The organism is Paraburkholderia aspalathi (assembly GCF_905220735.1).
GTDB lineage: Bacteria > Pseudomonadota > Gammaproteobacteria > Burkholderiales > Burkholderiaceae > Paraburkholderia > Paraburkholderia aspalathi.
Genome location: NZ_CAJNBA010000007.1, coordinates 15,899 through 38,095 on the forward strand (window position 1 = coordinate 15,899; position 22,197 = coordinate 38,095).

Genomic DNA, 22,197 nt, shown 5'->3' on the forward strand with positions numbered 1-22,197 from the left:
TCGAGGTCGGGGCGGCAGCCGACCGCGCGCGGGTTCACCGCCAGCAGCATTGGCCGATCTATGCTCTAATTTTCGTCAACAGCGGCGCCCTTTGTGGCGCCGCTTTCACGAAACGAAGGAGCCAGGATGATCGACGTCTATAGCTGGGCAACCCCGAACGGCCATAAGGTTCACATCATGCTCGAGGAAACGGGCCTCGCGTACACGGCGCACGGCGTCGATATCGGCGCGGGCGACCAGTTCAAACCCGAGTTCCTCGCGATTAGCCCGAACAACAAGATTCCGGCAATCACCGATTCCGAAGGTCCCAAAGACGCCGACGGCAAGCCGTTCGCGCTATTCGAATCAGGCGCGATTCTGATTTATCTGGCCGAGAAAACCGGCAAATTCCTGCCGACTGATCCGGCCGCACGCTATGCCACCCTGCAGTGGCTGATGTTCCAGATGGGCGGCATCGGTCCGATGCTTGGGCAAACGCATCATTTCCGCATCTACGCGCCGGAGCCGATCGAATACGCAATCAATCGCTACACGAACGAAACGCGGCGTCTCTATGGCGTGATGGATACGCAGCTCGGCAAGACTCGATATCTGGCCGGCAACGACTACACGATCGCTGACATCGCCGCATTTCCGTGGACGCGCTCGTGGCAAAACCAGGGCATCGAGCTGGATACGCTCCCGAATGTGAAGCGGTGGCATGAAGAAATTGCCGCGCGTCCGGCGGTGGTACGCGGTGTCGAGGTGCTGGCGTCAGCCCGCAAGCCGCTCATGGACGACAAGGCTAAGGAGATGCTGTTCGGCGCGACGCAGTACGCGAAGCGGTAGTCGTCGTGCCGCCGATCTATGGCATCGGCGCGCTCGTTCGCACTGACAACGACTGCGGCATTGCCATCTGTTGAGGCATCGAAATAAAAAAGCGCGAGGCGGCATCACTGCCACTCGCGCTTTTTTGCCAACCGGTCGGCTGTGAACGGTTAGAAATAGTGCCGCGTGATGAACTCCGCGACGCAGACCGGCCGCTCACTGCCCTGCCGCTCCAGCGTCACATTCCACTCGACCTGCACACCGCCGTTGTCGACGTCGGTAACGGATTCCACCGCAAACCGGGCGCGCAACTGCGAGCCGACCAGCACCGGCGACGTAAACCGCACACGATTCAATCCGTAGTTGACACCCATCCGCTGCTTAAGCGCCACTGTCTTGCCGAGCAACGCCGGAATCAACGATAGTGTCATGAACCCATGCGCGACCGGCCCACCAAACGGTGACTCACGCCGCGCCCGTTCGGGGTCGACGTGAATCCACTGATGATCGCCGGTGGCCTCAGCGAAACGATCGACGCTTGCCTGATCGACCGTCAGCCAGTCGCTAACGAGCGGCTCAGCGCCAATCAACGCACGCAACGCCGCTGCGTCTCCAAACGTTACGGCGGCTACCGCGTTGCCGCCCGTCATGACGCGGCGCCCGGATTGCGCAGTCCGAACAAACCTTTCGAACGCACCGTAATCACGGTTTCGCCGTGCTGGTTGATGCCTTCCCACTGCGTCGAAACGATGCCGCGATCCGGCTTACTCTCCGAAACACGTTTGTCGAGTACCGCGTTCATCATCGTGATCGTGTCGCCGACACGTACCGGCTTCAGCCAGCGAATCTCGTCGATACCGGGCGAGCCCATCGAGGTGGAACCCGCGATCGCGTTGCGCACCAGCATGCCCATCATGACCGAACAGGTATGCCAGCCGCTTGCGACCAGTCCGCGAAACGGCGACGCTGCGGCTGCAGCGTCGTCCACGTGGAATGGCTGCGGATCGAACTTCTCCGCGAACTCGACGATCTCTTCACGCGTGAAAGTATGCTTGCCGATTTCTGTAGTCGTGCCGACTACCATGTCCTCGTAACTCAGACCCATCGCACACCTCTTTCTTATCCGATTCGACCGGCTGATCAGGCTTCGGTCGAGACAAAACCGGGCAGCGCGGCGAAGCGCGCGAGATGGTGATCGACATCGCCCAATGTGGTTTCGATGATAGCAAGGCGTTTGAACAGATGCGCCGCGGCGACCTCGTTCGTGACGCCCATGCCGCCGTGCAACTGCACCGCCTGCTGACCGACGAAACGGGCGGCCTGCCCGACCCGCGTCTTCGCTGCGGAGACGGCGCGGCGACGTTCGTCGGCGTCTGCGCTGGTGTAACGCACAGCCGCGAGATAAGTGATCGAACGCGCCTGCTCGGCGTGAATCAACATCTCGACCATACGATGCTGTAGCGCCTGGAAACGTGCGATCGGCTGGCCGAACTGCTGGCGCGTCTTGGTGTACTCGCCCGTTGCATGGTTCAGTGCGTCGAGCGCGCCGACCGCTTCCGCGCACAGCAATACCGTGCCGTAGTCTGCAATGTGCTCGAGCGCTGCGGCACCCGAGTGTTTGCCGGCGAGCTGGCGTGCAGGCGTGCCATCGAACTCGAGCGTCGCGGCGCGCTGGCCGTCGATTGTGCGGTAGTCGGTGACTTTGACGCCGGCCGCATCGCGGGCGACGACAAAGAGCGCGATCTCACCATTCAGCCGAGCCGGCACGATCCAGTAATCCGCTTGCGCACCGTGCAGCACAACCGATTTCTTGCCGGTCAACGCCAGCTGATTGCCTTGGCCGTTCGCAACCGTGTCGACCTCGAACAGATCGTAGCGAGCGTGCGGCTCGTGAAATGCCACTGCCAGCTTGATCTCGCCCTGGGCCGCACGTTCGAGCAGCGACGCGTCTTCGCCCTGCCCGGTGCCCGCCAGCCGCAGCGCCTCGATACCCACAGCGGTCGCCCAATACGGCTCGACCACCAGAGCGCGCCCGAGCTCCTGCATGACCACCAGCATGTCGATCGGGCTGCCGTTGAAGCCACCTTGGGCTTCCGGCACCGGCAACGCAGTCAGGCCCAGTTCGGTAAAAGCTGTCCAGTGCGCGTCCGACATACCGGCTTCCGATTGCACGATCGCCTGGCGCGCTTCGAACCCGTAGCTCTTATCAAGGTAGCGGCGCAGCGCGTCAGCGAATTGCTGTTGTTCGTCGTTGAAAGTGAAGTCCATGCGCCGCTCCTCAGAGTCCGAGAATCATCTGCGCGATGATGTTCTTTTGAATTTCGTTCGAGCCGCCGTAAATCGACGTCTTGCGGAAGTTGAAGTAGTACGCGGCCAGCGGCGCGGCGTCATCGTCGCCGGCGAGGCTATGTTCGCGTTCGCCTTCGAGGAATGGCACGTCGAATGGCGCGGCGAGCGGCCCGACCGCTTCGAACATCAGCTCAGTCAGCGCCTGCTGCACTTCCGTGCCCTTGATCTTGAGCATCGAGGCTTCCGGACCCGGCCCACGCCCGCCCGTTTCATTGGCGACCACACGTTGCACGGTAACTTCGAGCGCCATCATTTCGATCTCGAGACTTGCGACTTTCGTGGCGAATACAGGATCTTGCAGCAACGGCTTGCCGTTCTTCTTCTGATCCAGCGCGAGGCGTTTCAGGAATACCAGTTCGCGCTTCGATTGCCCGACGCGCGCAATGCCGGTGCGCTCGTGCCCGAGGAGGTACTTCGCGTAGGTCCAGCCACGATTCTCTTCGCCGACCAGATTCTCGACCGGCACTTTCACGTCTTCGAAAAAGACTTCGTTGACTTCGTGCTCTTCGTCCAGCGTGATGATCGGGCGCACGGTAATACCGGGCGTTTTCATGTCGATCAGCAGGAACGAGATGCCCTCCTGTTTTTTCGCGCCGCTATCGGTGCGCACGAGGCAGAACATCATGTCGGCGTACTGGCCGAGCGTGGTCCAGGTTTTCTGGCCGTTGACCACGTAGTGATCGCCAACGCGCTCGGCGCGGGTGCGCAGCGAGGCCAGGTCGGAACCGGAGCCCGGTTCGGAATAGCCCTGACACCACCAGTCCGTGCCGTCGAGAATGCGCGGCAAATAGTGGCGTTTCTGCGCCTCATTGCCGTACTTCATCAGCACGGGTGCCACCATGGAGACGCCGAACGGCAGCACGGACGGCGCGCCGATACGCGCGCACTCTTCGTCCCAGATATGCCGTTGGGTGGCGTCCCAGCCCGGGCCGCCGTATTCTTTTGGCCACGCGACGACCGACCAGCCGCGCGTGCCGAGCAGCTTGTGCCAACCCGCGAAGTCTTCGCGGTTCAGACGCTTGTGGTTGAGTACTTTGTCGCTCAGCTCGCGAGGCAGATTCGCTTCGAGCCAGGCGCGGATGTCGGCGCGGAATGCGTCGTCAGCGGGGGAATAGTCCAGATTCATGCGTCGTGTCTCCTGGCCGCAACCGCCCGCCGCCAGTGAGCCACTGCGCTATTGCAGCGGTTCCTTCAAGGCAGCCGGGACCGGCAACGGCATCACTTCGATGCCTTCTTCGACCAAAGCTTTCGCGTCTTCCGGTGTCGTGACACCGCGAATATTGCGTGCAGGCGCTTCGTTGTAGTGAATGCGCCGTGCTTCCTCGGCGAAGCGGTCACCCACGTTCTCAGTCTTTTCCAGTACCTCGCGCAAGGCACGCATGACGCGCGCCTGCATTTCTCCCGTATCCGCAGGGACTTTCGCTTCGGTCGCTCCCGACAGATTCAGTCGGGGCGCCGACGGCAGACGGCTCACTTCGTTCGCACCGCAGATCGGACATTCGACGAGCTTGCGGGACTGCTGCGACTCGAAGTCATCAGCCGAAGCAAACCAGCCTTCGAACCGATGGCCATGCGGACACTGTAAATCGAGGACCTTCATGTGGAATCAGGGCTTGCGTGCCAGTTTAGCGCAAAATGGAAATTTGTGAACGGTCGTTCGTAAATTTTTACGGACGGCGCGTTGACACCAGGCGTCGCTGACAAATCGAACGCGGTGCGCGATTTTAACGCTTTGCGCAGTGGGCTGCCGAAGGTCGCTCAATCGGTGAGCGGCACACCGAACCCGTCAATAAAAAAGCACGCTGGTTGTATGGAGTTCATAGGTTCGCGCAGCTGGCCGCTGCGCACCTTTTAAGCCTCCAGAAATTCGAGCCGGCGGTTAAGTTGCGGTTCGATTTCACGCGCCTCTTTGGCAAGGTTGATCTGTTTGGCCGATTTCGCGACATCGAATACGTCCGCCTTGATGTCATACCCGCCACGCTCGGTCAGCCAACCCAGGATGTCCGACAGATGCCACACCGACGCACTGCCCTCGTGAACCGGCGGCGGAAAGTCGATTGCGTGGCTCAGCATCAGCTTACGCATGTTCTGCCGTGACACGCCCGCGACCTCAGCGACATCCGTCAGGCCGACGAAATCCGGCCCCGCCTCGACAAGGCGCGCAGACGGCACTGCCTGCTTGATATCTTTGAGTGCGCTGACGAGCGCTTCGAACGCCGACGTGCCTTCGCGAGCAAAAACCAGTGCCATGCGCCCCGGTTGCCCCACGCCGATCGTAGCGTCATCGCATCCAGCTTCGCCCAGTCGTTCGACGATCTCATCAAGATCGCAGTCTTCGGCCGAGAGCCGGTACTTCAAGGTGAACACATATTCCATAAGCTACTCCTACCTTCATTCAACTGCGGGCCTTTGCCCTTCGAACACTTTTACTGCCGACGTGTCGTGCAATTGTCGACAATGCGCCTGAGGTGCTTTGCGTGATTGCCGGGATTCTTTGGCGTACGCCACACACTCGAGATGCAAAACTCGCCGCAACGGCATTCCGCGTCGTTGTACGGACAGTAAATCTTTCCCCACGCGTGACCTTTGCCGCCGCCTTGCACGCGCCAGCCGTTTCTTTCAGCGTAAACCAGCGCGGCCTCGACCTCTTTCTTTGAATGGACTCCACGAACCATCTATGCCCTCCAATTTAGCCCGTGCTCGCATGGTTGTCAAGTGACAACCATGCGAGCACGGTCATAACCAAATATGTCCCACACCCTTCGCTATCCAAAATAAGTGCGATAACAAACCTCGTTGCCAGATGTCGATACTAGAGTGACAACGGCTACGGGGCGAGACTGTCAAATGGCATAGGACTGGAGCCCGTTTTTCAGACACGGGGGGTTACGCATTGAGTCGATATCGCGCCCACAATGACAAAGCCCCTGCCGGTCGTAGACCAACAGGGGCTTTTTGCGGATTTTCTAACCGGCGTGTGAGCCGCGCCCGTTTAGCGTTCTTGCGTTCTGAACCGTGCGCGCTATTGCGGCGCGGCCATTGGCCAGGTACCCGCCAAAACTTTTTCCAGCCAGAACGTGCCAATGATGGTTTTCACGTCCGTCACCTTGCCCGTGCGTACCCATTCCAGCATATCGGTGACGCTGGCCGTGAACAGTTCGAGGAATTCGCCGTCGTCGAGTTTGCGCTCGCCGGCAGTGAGCCCGCGCGCCAGGTAAATATCGATGAATTCGGTCGAGTAGGAAATGATCGGATGAATGCGCGTCAGATAAACATACTCGCGCGCCGTATAGCCGGTCTCTTCCTGCAGCTCGCGTTTCGCGCAGGCCAGCGCGCCTTCGTTCGGATCGAGCTTGCCCGCAGGATACTCGACCATGACCTTGCCCATCGGATAGCGATACTGGCTTTCCAGCAACACGCGGCCGTCGTCGAATAGCGGAATCACCATCACGGCGCCTGGATGCTGAACGTACTCGCGAGTGGCCTTCTTACCGTCGGGCAAGCGGACCGTATCGCACTTGAGCGTGAGGAATGGCCCTTGATGGATCGTTTTGCTCTCGAGACAGGTCTCGGTGAGCGCAGCGTCGTGATCGGGAAGTTCAGCCATATGCGACCTCTGGACAGCGTGGTGCGCGACGGCGAGACGCCGTCAGCGACGTTTGACGAGATACTGGAAGGTAAAGCCAGGAAATGCGAATACGACGAACAGCGCGAACGTGATCGCGTAGAACTGCCACCCCTGTTCGAAGCGGTTACCCGCGCGCGCTTCCAGCAGGAAACCGAGCGCACCGACCACAAAATACAGCACGATCAACTCGGCAATCCGGATCCACGCGCTCTTCTTCACCGCTTTCAACGGCACGGCGGCGAAGAGGCGCTGATTCAGGAACGGCAGGTTGGCGCCGACCAGCGCCAACAACACGATAAACCAACCCGCAGCCGACATCAGAGCAGCAGCGTGTGCTGGATAGCCTGCAGGCAGGCCTTCAACAGCGGATCCGGCACGATACCGAGCACCAGCACGGCAACACCGTTTAGCGCCAGCAAAGCGCGCGTGCTCGTGTCGGCGAGGATCGGCGACTTGTCTTGCGGTTCGTCGAAGTACATCAGCTTGACGATACGCAGGTAGTAGAAGGCACCGAACAACGAAGTGATCACGGCCAGCACGGTCAGCCAAGTCAAGCCGGCATTCATGGTTGCCTGCAGCACCGCGAGCTTGGCGTAGAAGCCGACCGCGGGCGGGATACCGGCGAGCGAGAACATCATCACCATCATGACGAACGCAAACACCGGGCTGCGTTGATTCAGACCCTTGAAGTCTTCGAGCGTATCCGCTTCGAAATCGCGGCGTGCCAGCAGCATGATGATGCCGAAGGTGCCCATCGTCGTAATCAGGTAGACGATGCTGTAGTACATCGCCGAGCCGTACGCGTTGGCGGCGCCCGTGGTCTTGTGGTCGACCACGCCGGCCAGCAGGCCCAGCAGCACGAAGCCCATGTTCGAGATCGCCGAATACGCAAGCATCCGCTTGACGTTGCGTTGCACGATACCGGTGATGTTGCCGACGATCAGCGACAGCGCTGCCAGGATCACCAGCATTTCCTGCCATTCGACCGCCAGCGGCAGCAGACCCATCACGAGGAAGCGCAGGCCCCACGCGAATGCCGCCACCTTCGGGCCACCACCGACCATCAGCGTCATGGCCGTTGGAGCACCCTGATACACGTCAGGCACCCACATGTGGAACGGCACTGCGCCCATCTTGAACGCCACGCCTGCCACGATGAAGATCACGCCGAACAGCAGCACGCTCGGATCGTAGTGGCTCGTGCCGATCGCCTTGAACACTTCGTTCAGGTCGAGCGAACCGGTTGCACCGTACAGCATGGAAATGCCGTACAGCAGGAAGCCGGAAGCCAGCGCGCCGAGCACGTAGTACTTCATTGCTGCTTCGTTCGAAGGCGCCGCGTCACGACGCAGTGCGATCGCACCGTACAGCGACAGCGACATCAATTCCAGACCGAGGTACAGCGTCAGGAAGTTGTTGCCCGAGATCATCACGAGCTGACCGAGCAACGAGAACATGCCCAACAGGAAGAACTCGCCGCGGAACAGCCCGCGATCCTCGAGGTACCGGCGCGAATAAACGATCGACACAGCGTAGCCGAGCGTCACCACCGCCTTCATCACGCTGGCGAACGAATCCACCACATACATGTGACCGAAGAAGTAGTGGACCTGCGGATCGAACGCGTTCACCGCGAACCAGATGCCGGCAATCAGCGTCGAGAAGAACGCGATGAAATACGTGGTACGGCGACCGGCCTGGCCGACGAACGTGTCGTTGAGCCACGCGACCACAACGGCGAGCATCACCAGTGCGTCGGGCAACAGGGCAGTCATAGGGGCGTTTTGCATGATCTTTAAATTCCTCCGCTCTGCATTACTGTGGCAACGGCAGTTTGGACTGCGCGACGTGGGAGAGGAGGTTTTCCACGGATACGTGCATCACATCGGTAAAGGGCTTCGGATACAGGCCCATGAACAGCGTCAGTGCAGCGAGCACTGCCAGCATGAAAAATTCGCGACGGTTGATGTCGACGAGGCCCTTCACGTGATCGTTAGCGATCGCGCCGAAGTACACGCGCTTGTACATCCACAGCGTGTAGGCCGCGCCGAGAATCAGCGTGACAGCCGCACCGCCTGCGATCCAGAAGTTGTACTGGACAGCAGCCAGAATCACCATGAACTCGCCGACGAAACCGGAAGTACCCGGCAAGCCGCAATTCGCCATCGAGAACAGCATCACGAACGCCGCGAACTTCGGCATCACGTTGACGACGCCGCCGTAATCGGCGATCTGACGCGAGTGCATGCGGTCGTACAGCACGCCGATGCTCAGGAACATCGCGCCCGACACGAAGCCGTGCGAGATCATCTGTACGATCGCGCCTTCCACGCCGAGCTGATTGAAGATGAAGAAGCCGAGCGTCACGAAACCCATGTGCGCGATCGACGAATACGCGACCAGTTTCTTCATGTCGGTCTGCACCATCGCGACCAGACCGATGTAGATCACCGCGATCAGCGACAGCGTGATGACGACCGGCGCGAGGAAGTGGCTTGCATCCGGTGCGATCGGCAGCGAGAAGCGCACGAAACCGTAGGCGCCCAGCTTCAGCATGATCGCGGCCAGCACGACCGAGCCACCAGTCGGCGCTTCCACGTGGGCGTCAGGCAACCACGTGTGAACCGGCCACATCGGCACCTTCACGGCGAAGGCCATGAAGAACGCGATAAACAACAATATCTGCGGGGTCATGCCGATCTGCGCGTTCTGCCACGTAGCCAGATCGAACGTGCCGGTCTGGATGTACAGGTACAGCAACGCAACCAGCATCAACAGCGAACCCATCAGCGTGTACAGGAAGAACTTGAACGCCGCATACACGCGGTTCGCCCCACCCCACACGCCGATGATGATGTACATCGGAATCAGCGTCGCTTCGAAGAACACGTAGAACAGCATGCCGTCCGCTGAACTGAACACGCCGACCATGATGCCGGAGAGGATCAGGAATGCAGCGAGGTACTGCGCCACGTTCTTCGTGATGACTTCCCACGCGGCGATCACGACGATCACCGTAATCAATGCGGTCAACACGACGAACCACATCGAGATGCCGTCGACACCCAGGTGGTACGTGATGTTGAAGCGCTCGATCCAGTTCGCCTTTTCGACGAACTGCAGATCGGCGGTGCTCGAATCAAAACCCGTAATCAGCGGGATCGTCACGATGAAACTGACGACCGAGCCGATCAGCGCTATCCAGCGCGCCGGAGCCGGGTTCCGGTCGGAACCAATAGCCAGGACCAGTAGACCTACGAGGATCGGTAACCAGATCGCGATACTGAGAATCGGATAAGCGTGCATTAGTGTCCCTCGCCTTATTTGCCGCCGAGCGTTACAAACAGGGTCAGGAGCCCCAACATGCCGATAATCATGGCAAACGCGTAGTGGTAGATGTAGCCGGATTGGAGGAAGCGGATCACGCCGGCAAACCAGCCGATAAAGCGTGCGCTGCCGTTGACGATGCCGTCGATAACCACGACGTCGCCTTCCTTCCAGAGACCACGGCCAATCGCCACCGCGCCCCGCGCAAACACGACGTCATTGATCTTGTCCATGTAGTACTTGTTGTCGAGCAGCGTGTAGATCGGACCGAACGCGCGCTTGATGACAGCCGGCAGATCAGGACGAACCAGGTACAGGAACCACGCGACCACGACACCCGCGAGTGCCAGCCACACCGGCAGACCCGAAACCGAGTGCAGGCCCATCGACGCCCAGCCCTGGAACTCTTCCGCCATCTCATGCAGCGCCGGATGGTTTTCGCCGATGAAGATCACCTTGTCGAACGCCACACCGTGCTGGAAGAAGTCGCCGAACAGCATCGGACCGACACCGATCGCACCGATCACCACCGACGGAATCGCCAGCAGCACCAGCGGCACCCACACCACCCACGGCGTTTCATGCGGCTCATGCGCGTGGTCGTCGTGACCGTGGCCATGGCCGTGCGCGTCATGGCCGTGACCGTCATGCGCGTGCGCTGCCGCTTCGATGCCCATCGGCGATTCCGGATGCTTCGGATCGCGGAAGCGCTCCTTGCCGTGGAATACCAGGAAGTACATACGGAACGAGTACAGCGCGGTGACGAACACGCTCGCCACCACTGCGAAGTAGGCGAAACCCGAACCCGGCAGATGCGACAGCTTCACTGCGTCGATGATCGAGTCTTTCGAGTAGAAGCCGGAGAAGAACGGCGTGCCGATCAGCGCGAGCGAACCGACCAGCGACGTGATCCACGTGATCGGCATGTACTTGCGCAGGCCGCCCATGTTGCGGATGTCCTGATCGTGGTGCATGCCGATGATCACGGAACCCGCGCCGAGGAACAGCAGCGCCTTGAAGAACGCGTGCGTCATCAGGTGGAACACGGCGACCGAGTAGGCCGATGCGCCGAGTGCGACCGTCATGTAACCGAGCTGCGACAGCGTCGAGTAAGCCACCACACGCTTGATGTCGTTCTGGACGATCCCGAGGAAGCCCATGAACAGCGCCGTGATCGCACCGATCACCATCACAAACGACAGCGCCGTATCCGACAGTTCGAACAGCGGCGACATGCGCGTGACCATGAAGATACCGGCCGTCACCATGGTTGCCGCGTGAATCAGTGCGGAGATCGGCGTCGGGCCTTCCATCGAATCCGGCAGCCAGACGTGCAGCGGGAACTGCGCCGACTTACCCATCGCGCCGATGAAGAGGCAAATACAGGCGACCGTCAGCAGACCCCAGTCCGTACCCGGGAAGCTCAATGCTGCAAGTTCGGTGCGCTTCGCGAAAACGTCGCCGTAGTTCATCGAACCAGCGAACGCGAACAGCAGGCCGATACCGAGCAGGAACCCGAAGTCGCCGATGCGGTTCACGATGAACGCCTTCATGTTCGCGTAGATCGCCGTCGGACGCGTGAAGTAGAAGCCGATCAGCAGGTACGACACCAGACCCACCGCTTCCCAGCCGAAGAACAGCTGCAGGAAGTTGTTGCTCATCACGAGCATCAACATCGAGAACGTGAACAGCGAGATGTACGAGAAGAAGCGCTGGTAGCCGTCGTCGTCGGCCATGTAGCCGATCGTGTAGATGTGCACCATGAGCGACACGAAGGTCACCACGCACATCATCATTGCCGTCAGCGAGTCGACCAGGAAGCCGATCTCGAACTTCGTCTGGCCGATCTGCATCCAGTCATAGACCGTCGCGTTGAAACTCGCGCCGTCCATTACCTGGAAGAAGACGATGGCCGAAAGGATGAAGGAGATCGCGACGCCGAGGATCGTGACCGAATGCGCGCCGGCTCGCCCTACCGCTTTCCCAAACAGCCCCGCAATCAGGGAGCCGGCCAGCGGTGCCAGCGGGATCGCCAGCAGCAGGTTTTCATTGAGTGTCGTTGACATAACCGCTTTACCTGAAATTAACCTTTGAGCTGATCGAGGTCCTCGACATTGATCGTGTCGAGGCTACGGAACAGGGTCACCAGAATTGCGAGGCCGATCGCCGCTTCAGCTGCTGCAACCGTCAGCACGAAGAAGACGAAGATCTGACCATGCACGTCGCCGAGGTAATGCGAGAACGCGACGAAATTGGTGTTCACCGCCAGCAGCATCAGTTCGATCGCCATCAGGATGATGATGACGTTGCGGCGGTTCAGGAAAATGCCCACGACGCTGATCGCAAACAGGATCGCGCCGAGGACAAGGTAATGAGCAAGGGTCAACATGATTTCTATCTCCTGTCCGCTCAGCTGTTTTTAGCAGGTGCCGAGTCGGCCGCTGCGGCTGCCGCTGCGGCGGCTTCTTCTGCCGCGACAGTTGCCGCGGTCTTTTCAGATGCCATCTTCACGATACGCACACGGTCCTGGGCACGCACCTTGACCTGCTCGCTGACGTTCTGGCGCTTGCTGTCTTTCTTGTGGCTCGTGGTCAGCGCAATCGCCGCGATGATCGCCACCAGCAGCACGAGGCCGGCGACTTCGAACGCGAAGATGTAGTCGGTGTAGATGACCTTGCCGATCAGACGCGTGTTCGACCAGTCGGCCATACCGTTCGCGGCAGCCGTGGTGTCGCGCAGCGCTGTGGCGGTCGCGCCGTAGCCGTGCCACAGGATCAGCGCGGTCTCGATCACGATGATTGCGCCCACCAGCGTGGCCATTGGCACGAAGCGTTTGAAGTCTTTGCGCAGCACGTCGATGTTGATGTCCAGCATCATCACGACGAACAGGAACAGCACCATCACCGCGCCGACATACACTAGCACCAGCAGAATCGCGAGGAACTCGGCCTGCAGCAGCATCCAGATCGCGGCTGCGTTGAAGAACGCCAGCACCAGAAACAGTGCGGACGAAACCGGGTTGCGCGAGGTGATCACCTTCAGCCCTGAAACCACCAGGAGCAGCGCGAAGATGTAGAACAGTACGGTCGTGAATTCCATGATTACCGGTTCATCGTTAGGCCATCGTCAGGCATTGTTCTTTGGCACGTGGCGGATAAAGCGGCCGAAACCGCCAGAACATCCGCACAGGTGCGCCGTGCCGCGGCGCTCAGGCCGCGGCGCTCGGCCCGACAACAGGCCGTGTTACTGCTGCATTTACTGCCGCGTTTATTGCCGCGCTTTTTGCCGCAATTACCGCTTCAACTGAAGTGCTTCAACGATACGGTGCGTCGGCTGCCTTGCTCGCAGCGATCTCCGCTTCGTAGCGATCGCCCACCGCCAGCAGCATGTCTTTCGTGAAATACAGATCGCCGCGCTTTTCGCCGTGATATTCGAGAATGTGCGTCTCGACGATCGAATCGACCGGGCAGCTCTCTTCACAGAAACCGCAGAAGATGCACTTGGTCAGGTCGATGTCGTAACGCGTCGTGCGGCGCGTGTTATCCGCACGGGTTTCCGATTCGATCGTGATAGCGAGTGCCGGGCACACCGCTTCGCACAGCTTGCAGGCGATGCAGCGTTCTTCGCCGTTTTCATAGCGGCGCAGCGCGTGCAGGCCCCGGAAACGCGGCGAAATCGGGGTCTTCTCTTCCGGGAACTGCACGGTCACCTTGCGCTGGAACGTGTAACGTCCGGTCAGCGCGAGGCCTTTGAGCAGCTCCGTCAGGAAGAAGGTCTTGAAAAAGTTTTGGATTGCGGTCATGGGTTCATCCGCCCTTTATTTCCAGATATTCAACGGCGACATGATCCAGAAGCCGACCACGATGAGCCACACCACGCAAACCGGAATGAAAATTTTCCAGCCCAGACGCATGATCTGGTCGTAGCGATAGCGCGGGAACGTGGCACGCGCCCAGATGAATACCGACAGCAGGAAGAAAACCTTGGCGACGAGCCATACGATGCCCGGGACAAACGACAGGAAGCCGAACGGTGCGCTCCAGCCGCCGAGGAACAGTGTTGCAGCCAATGCCGAGATCACGATCATGTTGATGTACTCGGCGAGGAAGAACAGCGCGAACGCCATCCCCGAGTAATCGATCATGTGGCCCGCGACGATTTCCGACTCACCTTCCACCACGTCGAACGGGTGACGGTTCGTTTCGGCGATGCCCGAGATGAAGTACACGACGAACATCGGCAGGAGCGGCAGCCAGTTCCACGACAGGAAGTTCAGGCCGTAGCTGGCGAAAATGCCGCGTTCCTGTGAACCGACGATCTCCGACAGATTCAGACTGCCCGCCGTCATCAGCACGACGACGAGCGCGAAGCCCATCGAAATTTCGTACGAGACCATTTGAGCGGCCGCGCGCATGGCGCCGAGGAACGCGTATTTCGAGTTCGACGCCCAGCCCGCCAGAATCACGCCGTACACGCCGACCGACGAGATCGCCATCGCGTAAAGCAGACCTGCATTGATGTCGCCGAGAACCGCGCCTGCCTGGAACGGAATCACCGCCCAGACCGCGAAGGCCGGCACCACCACCATGATCGGCGCGATCATGTAGATCCAGCGGCTCGCCTGAGCCGGCTGAATCACTTCTTTCAGCAACAGCTTCAGCACGTCGGCGATTGGCTGCAGCAAACCTGCCGGGCCCACGCGGTTCGGACCGAGACGCACGTGCATCCAGCCGATCAGCTTGCGCTCCCACAGAATCAGGTAAGCCACGCACAGCAGGATCACGACGGCCACCACCAGGATGCGCACCAGTGCCCACACCGTGGGCCATGCCACACCGAGAAGCTGGGTGCCGCCCGAGTTGATCGTATCGAACAAGCTCATTTACGCCTTCTCCACCACCAGTTCACCGAACAGGCTGCCCAGCGCTGCACCGGCAGGCGTAGCCGCCGATACGCGGACGACCGTCTCCGCAAGATTTGCGTCGCGCACGGCCGGCAACTGCACCGATTGCTCGCCCTGGCGCACGCGCACTGCGTCGCCTTCCTTCAAACCCAGTTTGTCGAACAGCGCAGCCGGCAGACCGGCCGAATTCGCTGCGCGCGCCGCCGCCGTCAGATGCAGCGATTCGGCACGACGTACCAGCGAGTCCGCGTGGTAGATCGGCACATCGGCGATACGCTCGAACTTGCCTTCTGCTGCCTTCGCTGCCTTGCCGCGTGCAACCGTGGCGCCCGTCTTGTTCGACAGGCGCGACTTGATCTCGCCATCGCCAAGAGCGGCCGTGCGCACTTCTTCCGAGGTGTCGAATTCGAAGCCCGGCACGCCGAGCAGGCTGCCGAGGACGCGCAAGACCTTCCATGCCGGACGCGTGTCGCCGAGCGGGCGCACGACGCCGTTGAACGTCTGCACGGTACCTTCGGCGTTGACGAACGTGCCGGCCGTTTCCGTGAACGGTGCGATCGGCAGCAGGACGTCAGCGTATTCAACGCCCATCTGGAACGGCGACATCACGACGACCATTTCAGCCTGCTTCAGCGCGGCCAAAGCCTGCGCCGGATTGGCCGTGTCGAATTCCGGTTCGACGTTCAGCAACACATAACCCTTGCGCGGTTGCTCGAACACTTCGCGAGCGTTCAAACCACCCTCGCCCGGCAATGCGTTCACGAGATGCGCGCCGACCGTGTTGGCCGCTTCCGTGAGGAAACCCAGCGTTGCGCCAGTCGCGTCTGCAATCCATTGCGCCGCGGCGTGAATCGCAGCGAAGTCCGGATGACGGACCGCGCCGTTGCCGAGCAACACCACACGCTGTTCGCCGGTGACGAGCGACTTCGCGATTTGTTTGTTGGCGTCCGTCGGCTGCGCTCCGGCGAAGGCTTCCGGCAGTGCAACGCCGTTTGCTTCCGACACCGCGCCCGCGATGCCAGCCAGTGCGTCGAGCCATGCCGACGGCGCGGCAACCACGCGTTGCGCTTGCGGAATCAGCGCATCGTCGTTGGTGGCCTGCACCAACGTCAGCTTCGTGCCGCTCTTGGCGGCTTGACGCAGACGCGCGGCAAACAGCGGATGATCGCGGCGCAGGTCCGAACCGATCACCAATGCGGCGTCGAGGTTCGAGAGGTCGGCGATCGCCGTACCGAGCCACGGCGCACCGTTGGCAGGTGCGGAGAAATCCGACTGACGCAGACGGAAGTCGACGTTAGGCGTGCCGACCGCCTGGGCCAGCTGCTTCAACAGGAACAGTTCTTCAACGGTGCTGTGGGCGCTGCCGAGTGCGGCCAGCGCGTTCGCGCCGTGGTCGCCCTTGATGCCCTTCAGACCCTTGACCACGTATTCAAGCGCGGATTGCCAGTCGGTCTCGACCCACTTGCCACCTTGCTTGAGCATCGGCTGCGTGAGACGTTCCGGGCTGTTCAGACCTTCGTACGAGAAGCGGTCCTTGTCCGAAATCCAGCATTCGTTGATGGATTCGTTTTCGAACGGCAGAACACGCATCACGCGATTGTTCTTCACTTGCACCACAAGGTTTGCGCCGACGGAATCGTGCGGGCTCACCGACTTGCGGCGCGACAGTTCCCATGTGCGGGCGCTGTAGCGGAACGGCTTGCTGGTCAGCGCGCCCACCGGGCACAGATCGATCATGTTGCCCGACAGTTCGGAGTCGACCGTCTTGCCGACGAACGACGTGATTTCCGAATGCTCGCCGCGGCCCAGCATGCCGAGTTCCATCACGCCGGCAACTTCCTGGCCGAAGCGGACGCAACGCGTGCAGTGAATGCAACGCGACATTTCTTCCATCGAGATCAGCGGGCCGACGTTCTTGTGGAACACGACGCGCTTTTCTTCGCTATAGCGCGACGACGACTTGCCGTAACCCACCGCCAGATCCTGCAGTTGACACTCGCCACCCTGATCGCAGATCGGGCAATCCAGCGGGTGGTTGATCAGCAGGAATTCCATCACGGCTTGCTGGCCCTTCACGGCCTTGTCCGACTTGGTGCGCACGATCATGCCTGCCGATACCGGCGTGGCGCATGCGGGCACGGCCTTCGGCATCTTTTCGACATCGACCAGACACATCCGGCAGTTGGCCGCAATCGACAGCTTCTTGTGATAGCAGAAGTGAGGAATGTACGTGTCGACCTTATGCGCAGCCTGGATCACCATGCTGCCTTCAGGCACCTCTACTTTCTTGCCGTCTATTTCAAGTTCAACCATGATGGTCAATCTTCCTTAACCTGTTACCGCTCAATCGTTCGCCCTGTTCAGCGCCCGTTTCAGGCGATGAATCCCGCGGATGACGTGTTCTGGTGCGCTATTTCGCGTACTTAGGCAGCCACTGTTTCTGACGCCGCTGCCGCACCGGCGTGACCGCCGACGAGGCAATGCTTGTGGGCGACGTGGTATTCGAATTCGTCCCAGTAGTGCTTGAGCATGCCGCGGACCGGCATGGCCGCTGCATCGCCGAGCGCGCAAATCGTGCGGCCCATGATGTTCTCGGCGACCGAGTTCAGCAGATCCAGATCTTCCGGACGGCCGAGCCCGTGTTCGATACGATGCACGACGCGATACAGCCAGCCGGTGCCTTCGCGGCAAGGCGTGCACTGACCGCACGACTCTTCGTAATAGAAGTACGACAGACGCAGCAGCGAACGGACCATGCAACGCGTCTCGTCCATCACGATGACCGCACCGGAGCCGAGCATCGAGCCAGCCTTGGCGATCGAGTCGTAGTCCATGTCGGTCTGCATCATGATGTCGCCCGGAATCACCGGCGCCGACGAGCCGCCAGGAATCACAGCCTTGATCTTCTTGCCGCCGCGCATGCCGCCAGCCAGTTCCATCAACGTGGCGAACGGCGTGCCGAGTGGGACTTCATAGTTGCCTGGACGCTCGACGTCGCCTGCAACCGAGAAGATCTTCGTGCCGCCGTTGTTCGGCTTGCCGATTTCGAGGTAATTCTGCGGACCGATCGCGAGCAGGAACGGCACCGCAGCGAACGTCTCGGTGTTGTTGATCGTGGTCGGCTTGCCGTACACGCCGAAGCTCGCCGGGAACGGCGGCTTGAAGCGCGGCTGGCCTTTCTTGCCTTCGAGCGATTCGAGCAGCGCTGTCTCTTCGCCGCAAATGTAGGCGCCGTAACCGTGGTGCGCATGCAGTTCGAACGAGAAGCCCGAACCCATGATGTTGTCGCCAAGGAATCCGGCACGGCGGGCTTCTTCCAGCGCTTCTTCGAAGAGCTTGTAGACTTCCCAGATCTCGCCGTGGATATAGTTGTAGCCGACCGTGATGCCCATCGCGTATGCGCCGATGGCCATGCCTTCAATCAGCGAGTGCGGATTGAAACGCAGAATGTCGCGGTCTTTGAACGTGCCCGGTTCGCCTTCGTCCGAATTGCAGACGAGGTACTTTTGCCCCGGGAATTGACGCGGCATGAAGCTCCACTTCAGACCGGTCGGGAAGCCCGCACCGCCACGGCCGCGCAGACCCGACGCCTTGACGTCGGCGATCACCTGCTCGGGCGGAATCTTTTCTTCCAGAATGCGGCGCAGCTGGGCGTAACCGCCACGCGCCACATAGTCTTCGAGATGCCAGTTGTCGCCGTTCAGGCCGGCGAGAATCAGCGGTTTGATGTGACGATCGTGTAAAGACGTCATTTCGAAAGTTCCTCGAGCAGCTGGTCGATCTTCGCGCGGCTCATGAAGCTGCACATGCGATGGTTGTTCACCAGCATCACCGGCGCATCGCCGCACGAGCCCATGCACTCACCTTCTTTCAAGGTGAACTTGCCGTCAGCCGTGGTTTCGCCGAAGTCGATGCCGAGCTTCTGCTTCAGATATTCAGCGGCGCTGTCTGAGCCGCCGTCCGGGCCGAGCTGGCACGGCAGGTTCGTGCAGAGCGTGATCTTGTATTTGCCGACCGGCGAGGTCTCATACATCGTGTAGAAGGTTGCCACCTCCTGCACGGCGACCGCCGGCATGCCGAGATAGTCCGCGACGAACTGCATGAGTTCGGGCGACAGCCAGCCATGCTCTTCCTGAGCAGTAGCCAGCGCCGACATCACGGCGGACTGTTTCTGATCGGCGGGATACTTCGCGATCGCACGATCGATTTCTTTCAGGCCTTCAGCTGAGATCATTTTCAGACACGACTCTTTCAATTCCTACCGAACGAAAACCCGTCGCGCGTTGCATGTTGCGACAGACCCGGCGTTCCTTTGCTTGACGCGCGCTTCGGTGCAATCTGAAGACGCGCGCTGATGAATACGTCCTAGCGATCGACTTCGCCGAACACGATGTCCTGCGTACCGATGATCGTCACAGCGTCGGCGATCATGTGACCGCGCGCCATTTCGTCGAGCGTGGACAAGTGCGCGTAGCCCGGCGCCCGAATTTTCAGGCGATACGGCTTGTTCGCGCCGTCCGAGATCAGGTAGATACCGAACTCGCCCTTCGGGTGCTCGACCGCGGCATATGCCTCGCCTTCCGGCACATGGAAGCCTTCCGTGAAGAGCTTGAAGTGGTGAATCAGATCTTCCATGTTCGACTTCATGCCGACTCGCGACGGCGGCGCAACCTTGTGATTGTCGACCATCACCGGACCTGGATTCTTGCGCAACCACTCAATGCACTGTTTCACGATCCGTGTGGATTGGCGCATTTCTTCGACGCGAACCAGATATCGGTCATAGCAGTCGCCATTCACGCCGACCGGAATGTCGAAATCGAGCTTGTCGTAGACTTCGTACGGCTGCTTCTTGCGCAGATCCCACTCGATACCCGAGCCGCGCAGCATCGCGCCGGTCATACCGAGGTTCAGCGCGCGTTCCGGGCTAACCACGCCGATACCGACCAGACGTTGCTTCCAGATCCGGTTGTCGGTGAGCAGCGTTTCGTATTCGTCGACGCACTTCGGGAACCGCGTGAAGAAATCGTCGATGAAGTCGAGCAGCGAACCTTGGCGGTTCTCGTTCATCCTCGACAATGCCTTCGCATTGCGGATCTTCGAAGCTTTGTATTGCGGCATTGCGTCAGGCAGATCGCGGTACACGCCACCCGGACGGTAGTAAGCTGCATGCATCCGTGCGCCGGACACCGCTTCGTACACGTCCATCAGGTCTTCGCGTTCGCGGAACGCGTACAGGAAGACCGCCATCGCGCCGACGTCGAGTGCGTGTGCGCCGATCCACATCAGGTGGTTCAGCACTCGCGTGACTTCGTCGAACATCACGCGGATGTACTGCGCGCGAATCGGCACTTCGATGCCGAGCAGCTTTTCGATCGCCATCACGTAGCCGTGCTCGTTGACCATCATCGACACGTAGTCGAGGCGGTCCATGTACGGCACGGACTGGATGAAAGTTTTGGTTTCCGCGAGCTTTTCAGTCGCGCGATGCAGGAGGCCGATGTGCGGATCGGCGCGCTGAATGACTTCGCCGTCGAGTTCGAGCACGAGGCGCAGCACACCGTGCGCGGCCGGGTGCTGAGGACCGAAGTTGAGCGTGTAGTTCTTGATCTCTGCCATGGCGTTCTCTTAGTGTTTCAGACCGCCATAGCGATCCTCGCGGATCACGCGCGGCGTGATTTCCCGCGGCTCGATCGTCACAGGCTGATAGACGACGCGCTTCTCTTCCGGGTCGTAACGCATTTCGACGTAGCCGGAGACAGGAAAATCTTTACGGAACGGGTGACCAATGAAACCGTAGTCGGTCAGGATGCGGCGCAGGTCCGGGTGACCCTCGAAGACGATGCCGTACAGGTCGAATGCTTCGCGTTCGTACCAGTTGGCCGAACTCCAGATATCGACGACTGACGCGACGATCGGCATTTCGTCGTCTGGTGCGAATACACGCAGACGCAGACGCCAGTTGTTCTGCACCGACAACAAATGCAGAACGGCCGCAAAACGCGGGCCGTCATAGGCGCCATCGGCGTAGGTCTGATAGTCGACGCCGCATAGATCGACCAGTTGCTCGAAACCGAGCGAGCGGTCGTCGCGCAGACGCGTTGCCACATTGATGTAGTCGCTCGCCTTCACGACGATCGTCAACTCACCGATTGCCTCGGTGGTGCTCAACAGGAGGCCGCCAAAGGCCGCCTCGAGGTTCGCTTTCAAGGTCTCGAGTTTGCTTGCCATATTGTGGGGGAGGCGTTGGCCTTATTGACGGGCGATTGTGTTGGTGCGGCGGATCTTGGCCTGCAGCTGGATCACGCCATACACCAGCGCTTCCGCAGTAGGCGGACAACCTGGCACATAGACGTCGACCGGCACGATCCGATCGCAGCCGCGCACCACCGAATAGGAATAGTGGTAGTAGCCGCCGCCGTTCGCGCACGAGCCCATCGAAATCACCCAGCGCGGCTCGGCCATCTGATCGTAGACCTTGCGCAGAGCCGGCGCCATCTTGTTGCACAACGTGCCGGCGACGATCATCACGTCCGACTGACGCGGACTCGGACGAAACACCACGCCGAAACGGTCAAGGTCATAACGGGCAGCGCCCGCATGCATCATCTCGACCGCGCAGCACGCGAGACCGAACGTCATCGGCCACAACGAGCCGGTGCGCGTCCAGTTGATCAGTTTGTCAGCCGTCGTGGTGACAAACCCTTCCTTCAAGACCCCTTCGATACTCATTTGCTTTCCACTCCAGACGGGGCGGCAAGCCTTGGCCACCCACGCAAACCGGCGATTAATCCATCATTCCCAGTCGAGGCCGCCCTTCTTCCAGATATAGGCAAAGCCCAACAGGAATTCGAGCAGGAAAATCATCATCGCCATGAAGCCAGGCCAGCCGATGTCGCGCAGGGCTACACCCCACGGGAACAGGAACGCGGTTTCAAGGTCGAAAATGATGAAGAGAATGGCGACGAGGTAGTAACGCACATCGAACTTCATGCGCGCATCTTCGAATGCTTCGAAGCCGCACTCGTATGGTGCGTTTTTCTCGGTATCGGGCTTGTTGGGACCGAGGATCTTGCCAATGCTGACCAGTGCTACGCCTAAACCGGTGCCCACAATGAGGAACAACAAGACGGGGAAATAGGCTGCGAGGTTCAAGACTATCCTCTATCGGTTGGTTCTGAAT

Annotated in this window: 24 protein-coding genes; 1 reads left to right on the forward strand and 23 read right to left on the reverse strand. The window is 60.2% G+C overall.

Annotated features, from left to right (window positions below):
* The first annotated feature begins 126 nt into the window (after positions 1-126).
* Complete coding sequence (locus tag KHO30_RS31015) at positions 127-828, forward strand: glutathione binding-like protein (RefSeq protein WP_093639674.1); 702 nt, start codon at positions 127-129, stop codon at positions 826-828.
* Positions 829-977: 149 nt separating this feature from the next.
* Here KHO30_RS31015 and KHO30_RS31020 read toward each other — a convergent pair whose 3' ends face one another.
* From KHO30_RS31020 to KHO30_RS31125, 23 genes are all read right to left on the reverse strand, one after another.
* Positions 978-1,457, reverse strand: coding sequence for a MaoC family dehydratase (locus KHO30_RS31020; protein ID WP_211703237.1), 480 nt, complete (start codon positions 1,455-1,457; stop codon positions 978-980).
* Complete coding sequence (locus KHO30_RS31025) at positions 1,454-1,912, reverse strand: MaoC family dehydratase (RefSeq protein WP_093639668.1); 459 nt, start codon at positions 1,910-1,912, stop codon at positions 1,454-1,456. The genes KHO30_RS31020 and KHO30_RS31025 overlap by 4 nt, the downstream gene beginning before the upstream one ends.
* Positions 1,913-1,947: 35 nt before the next feature.
* Positions 1,948-3,075: an acyl-CoA dehydrogenase family protein gene (locus tag KHO30_RS31030; protein ID WP_211703238.1), complete on the reverse strand. Its 1,128-nt coding sequence runs from the start codon at positions 3,073-3,075 to the stop codon at positions 1,948-1,950.
* 10 nt (positions 3,076-3,085) lie between these two features.
* Positions 3,086-4,282, reverse strand: coding sequence for an acyl-CoA dehydrogenase family protein (locus tag KHO30_RS31035; protein WP_211703239.1), 1,197 nt, complete (start codon positions 4,280-4,282; stop codon positions 3,086-3,088).
* Between the two features lie 48 nt (positions 4,283-4,330).
* Entirely contained in the window at positions 4,331-4,756 is a 426-nt protein-coding gene (locus KHO30_RS31040; protein ID WP_093639658.1) for a DUF1178 family protein, read from the reverse strand.
* 251 nt (positions 4,757-5,007) lie between these two features.
* Positions 5,008-5,532 carry a helix-turn-helix transcriptional regulator gene (locus tag KHO30_RS31045; RefSeq protein WP_200653035.1) on the reverse strand — a complete coding sequence of 175 codons (525 nt, stop codon included), beginning with the start codon at positions 5,530-5,532 and terminating at the stop codon, positions 5,008-5,010.
* Positions 5,533-5,582: 50 nt separating this feature from the next.
* Positions 5,583-5,831, reverse strand: a complete 249-nt coding sequence (locus KHO30_RS39360; RefSeq protein ID WP_244864174.1) for a hypothetical protein — start codon at positions 5,829-5,831, stop codon at positions 5,583-5,585.
* 347 nt (positions 5,832-6,178) lie between these two features.
* Entirely contained in the window at positions 6,179-6,763 is a 585-nt protein-coding gene (locus KHO30_RS31050; RefSeq protein ID WP_200653034.1) for an NUDIX domain-containing protein, read from the reverse strand.
* Positions 6,764-6,805: 42 nt separating this feature from the next.
* Complete coding sequence (locus tag KHO30_RS31055) at positions 6,806-7,102, reverse strand: DUF2818 family protein (RefSeq protein ID WP_054034952.1); 297 nt, start codon at positions 7,100-7,102, stop codon at positions 6,806-6,808.
* On the reverse strand, positions 7,102-8,574 hold the full coding sequence (gene nuoN, locus KHO30_RS31060; RefSeq protein WP_093639649.1) for an NADH-quinone oxidoreductase subunit NuoN: 1,473 nt from the start codon (positions 8,572-8,574) through the stop codon (positions 7,102-7,104). Before nuoN ends, KHO30_RS31055 begins: the two co-directional genes overlap by 1 nt.
* 25 nt (positions 8,575-8,599) lie before the next feature.
* Positions 8,600-10,090 (reverse strand): NADH-quinone oxidoreductase subunit M, encoded by a 1,491-nt coding sequence (locus tag KHO30_RS31065; RefSeq protein WP_054034954.1) that lies wholly within the window; start codon positions 10,088-10,090, stop codon positions 8,600-8,602.
* Between the two features lie 14 nt (positions 10,091-10,104).
* A complete protein-coding gene (nuoL, locus tag KHO30_RS31070) occupies positions 10,105-12,177 on the reverse strand; it encodes an NADH-quinone oxidoreductase subunit L (protein WP_093639643.1) in 2,073 nt (690 codons plus the stop codon).
* 17 nt (positions 12,178-12,194) lie between these two features.
* Positions 12,195-12,500, reverse strand: coding sequence for an NADH-quinone oxidoreductase subunit NuoK (nuoK, locus tag KHO30_RS31075; RefSeq protein WP_013339863.1), 306 nt, complete (start codon positions 12,498-12,500; stop codon positions 12,195-12,197).
* Positions 12,501-12,520: 20 nt separating this feature from the next.
* On the reverse strand, positions 12,521-13,210 hold the full coding sequence (locus KHO30_RS31080; protein ID WP_054034956.1) for an NADH-quinone oxidoreductase subunit J: 690 nt from the start codon (positions 13,208-13,210) through the stop codon (positions 12,521-12,523).
* 214 nt (positions 13,211-13,424) lie between these two features.
* Positions 13,425-13,913: an NADH-quinone oxidoreductase subunit NuoI gene (gene nuoI, locus KHO30_RS31085; protein ID WP_054034957.1), complete on the reverse strand. Its 489-nt coding sequence runs from the start codon at positions 13,911-13,913 to the stop codon at positions 13,425-13,427.
* Positions 13,914-13,928: 15 nt separating this feature from the next.
* Entirely contained in the window at positions 13,929-14,993 is a 1,065-nt protein-coding gene (nuoH, locus tag KHO30_RS31090; protein WP_054034958.1) for an NADH-quinone oxidoreductase subunit NuoH, read from the reverse strand.
* Positions 14,994-17,327 (reverse strand): NADH-quinone oxidoreductase subunit NuoG, encoded by a 2,334-nt coding sequence (gene nuoG / locus KHO30_RS31095; RefSeq protein WP_200620064.1) that lies wholly within the window; start codon positions 17,325-17,327, stop codon positions 14,994-14,996.
* A gap of 110 nt (positions 17,328-17,437) precedes the next feature.
* Positions 17,438-18,766: an NADH-quinone oxidoreductase subunit NuoF gene (nuoF, locus tag KHO30_RS31100; RefSeq protein WP_093639633.1), complete on the reverse strand. Its 1,329-nt coding sequence runs from the start codon at positions 18,764-18,766 to the stop codon at positions 17,438-17,440.
* Complete coding sequence (gene nuoE / locus KHO30_RS31105) at positions 18,763-19,248, reverse strand: NADH-quinone oxidoreductase subunit NuoE (RefSeq protein WP_054034960.1); 486 nt, start codon at positions 19,246-19,248, stop codon at positions 18,763-18,765. Before nuoE ends, nuoF begins: the two co-directional genes overlap by 4 nt.
* A gap of 131 nt (positions 19,249-19,379) precedes the next feature.
* Entirely contained in the window at positions 19,380-20,633 is a 1,254-nt protein-coding gene (locus KHO30_RS31110) for an NADH-quinone oxidoreductase subunit D (RefSeq protein ID WP_093639630.1), read from the reverse strand.
* A gap of 9 nt (positions 20,634-20,642) precedes the next feature.
* A complete protein-coding gene (locus tag KHO30_RS31115; protein ID WP_093639627.1) occupies positions 20,643-21,245 on the reverse strand; it encodes an NADH-quinone oxidoreductase subunit C in 603 nt (200 codons plus the stop codon).
* Between the two features lie 21 nt (positions 21,246-21,266).
* On the reverse strand, positions 21,267-21,746 hold the full coding sequence (locus KHO30_RS31120; RefSeq protein ID WP_006052903.1) for a NuoB/complex I 20 kDa subunit family protein: 480 nt from the start codon (positions 21,744-21,746) through the stop codon (positions 21,267-21,269).
* A gap of 63 nt (positions 21,747-21,809) precedes the next feature.
* Complete coding sequence (locus KHO30_RS31125; RefSeq protein ID WP_007175615.1) at positions 21,810-22,169, reverse strand: NADH-quinone oxidoreductase subunit A; 360 nt, start codon at positions 22,167-22,169, stop codon at positions 21,810-21,812.
* Between the last annotated feature and the right edge of the window lie 28 nt (positions 22,170-22,197).

Excerpts from the sequence above, each read along its gene's own strand:
- nuoE (WP_054034960.1), bottom strand. The coding sequence starts at position 19,248 with ATGATCTCAGCTGAAGGCCTGAAAGAAATCGATCGTGCGATCGCGAAG.
- KHO30_RS31035 (WP_211703239.1), bottom strand. The coding sequence starts at position 4,282 with ATGAATCTGGACTATTCCCCCGCTGACGACGCATTCCGCGCCGACATC.
- nuoH (WP_054034958.1), bottom strand. The coding sequence starts at position 14,993 with ATGAGCTTGTTCGATACGATCAACTCGGGCGGCACCCAGCTTCTCGGT.
- KHO30_RS31030 (WP_211703238.1), bottom strand. The coding sequence starts at position 3,075 with ATGGACTTCACTTTCAACGACGAACAACAGCAATTCGCTGACGCGCTG.
- KHO30_RS31045 (WP_200653035.1), bottom strand. The coding sequence starts at position 5,532 with ATGGAATATGTGTTCACCTTGAAGTACCGGCTCTCGGCCGAAGACTGC.
- KHO30_RS31110 (WP_093639630.1), bottom strand. The coding sequence starts at position 20,633 with ATGGCAGAGATCAAGAACTACACGCTCAACTTCGGTCCTCAGCACCCG.
- KHO30_RS31025 (WP_093639668.1), bottom strand. The coding sequence starts at position 1,912 with ATGGGTCTGAGTTACGAGGACATGGTAGTCGGCACGACTACAGAAATC.
- KHO30_RS31055 (WP_054034952.1), bottom strand. The coding sequence starts at position 7,102 with ATGTCGGCTGCGGGTTGGTTTATCGTGTTGTTGGCGCTGGTCGGCGCC.
- nuoK (WP_013339863.1), bottom strand. The coding sequence starts at position 12,500 with ATGTTGACCCTTGCTCATTACCTTGTCCTCGGCGCGATCCTGTTTGCG.
- KHO30_RS31040 (WP_093639658.1), bottom strand. The coding sequence starts at position 4,756 with ATGAAGGTCCTCGATTTACAGTGTCCGCATGGCCATCGGTTCGAAGGC.
- KHO30_RS31065 (WP_054034954.1), bottom strand. The coding sequence starts at position 10,090 with ATGCACGCTTATCCGATTCTCAGTATCGCGATCTGGTTACCGATCCTC.
- KHO30_RS31115 (WP_093639627.1), bottom strand. The coding sequence starts at position 21,245 with ATGGCAAGCAAACTCGAGACCTTGAAAGCGAACCTCGAGGCGGCCTTT.
- nuoF (WP_093639633.1), bottom strand. The coding sequence starts at position 18,766 with ATGACGTCTTTACACGATCGTCACATCAAACCGCTGATTCTCGCCGGC.
- KHO30_RS31050 (WP_200653034.1), bottom strand. The coding sequence starts at position 6,763 with ATGGCTGAACTTCCCGATCACGACGCTGCGCTCACCGAGACCTGTCTC.
- nuoN (WP_093639649.1), bottom strand. The coding sequence starts at position 8,574 with ATGCAAAACGCCCCTATGACTGCCCTGTTGCCCGACGCACTGGTGATG.
- nuoG (WP_200620064.1), bottom strand. The coding sequence starts at position 17,327 with ATGGTTGAACTTGAAATAGACGGCAAGAAAGTAGAGGTGCCTGAAGGC.
- nuoL (WP_093639643.1), bottom strand. The coding sequence starts at position 12,177 with ATGTCAACGACACTCAATGAAAACCTGCTGCTGGCGATCCCGCTGGCA.
- nuoI (WP_054034957.1), bottom strand. The coding sequence starts at position 13,913 with ATGACCGCAATCCAAAACTTTTTCAAGACCTTCTTCCTGACGGAGCTG.
- KHO30_RS31020 (WP_211703237.1), bottom strand. The coding sequence starts at position 1,457 with ATGACGGGCGGCAACGCGGTAGCCGCCGTAACGTTTGGAGACGCAGCG.
- KHO30_RS31015 (WP_093639674.1), top strand. The coding sequence starts at position 127 with ATGATCGACGTCTATAGCTGGGCAACCCCGAACGGCCATAAGGTTCAC.
- KHO30_RS31080 (WP_054034956.1), bottom strand. The coding sequence starts at position 13,210 with ATGGAATTCACGACCGTACTGTTCTACATCTTCGCGCTGCTCCTGGTG.
- KHO30_RS31120 (WP_006052903.1), bottom strand. The coding sequence starts at position 21,746 with ATGAGTATCGAAGGGGTCTTGAAGGAAGGGTTTGTCACCACGACGGCT.
- KHO30_RS39360 (WP_244864174.1), bottom strand. The coding sequence starts at position 5,831 with ATGGTTCGTGGAGTCCATTCAAAGAAAGAGGTCGAGGCCGCGCTGGTT.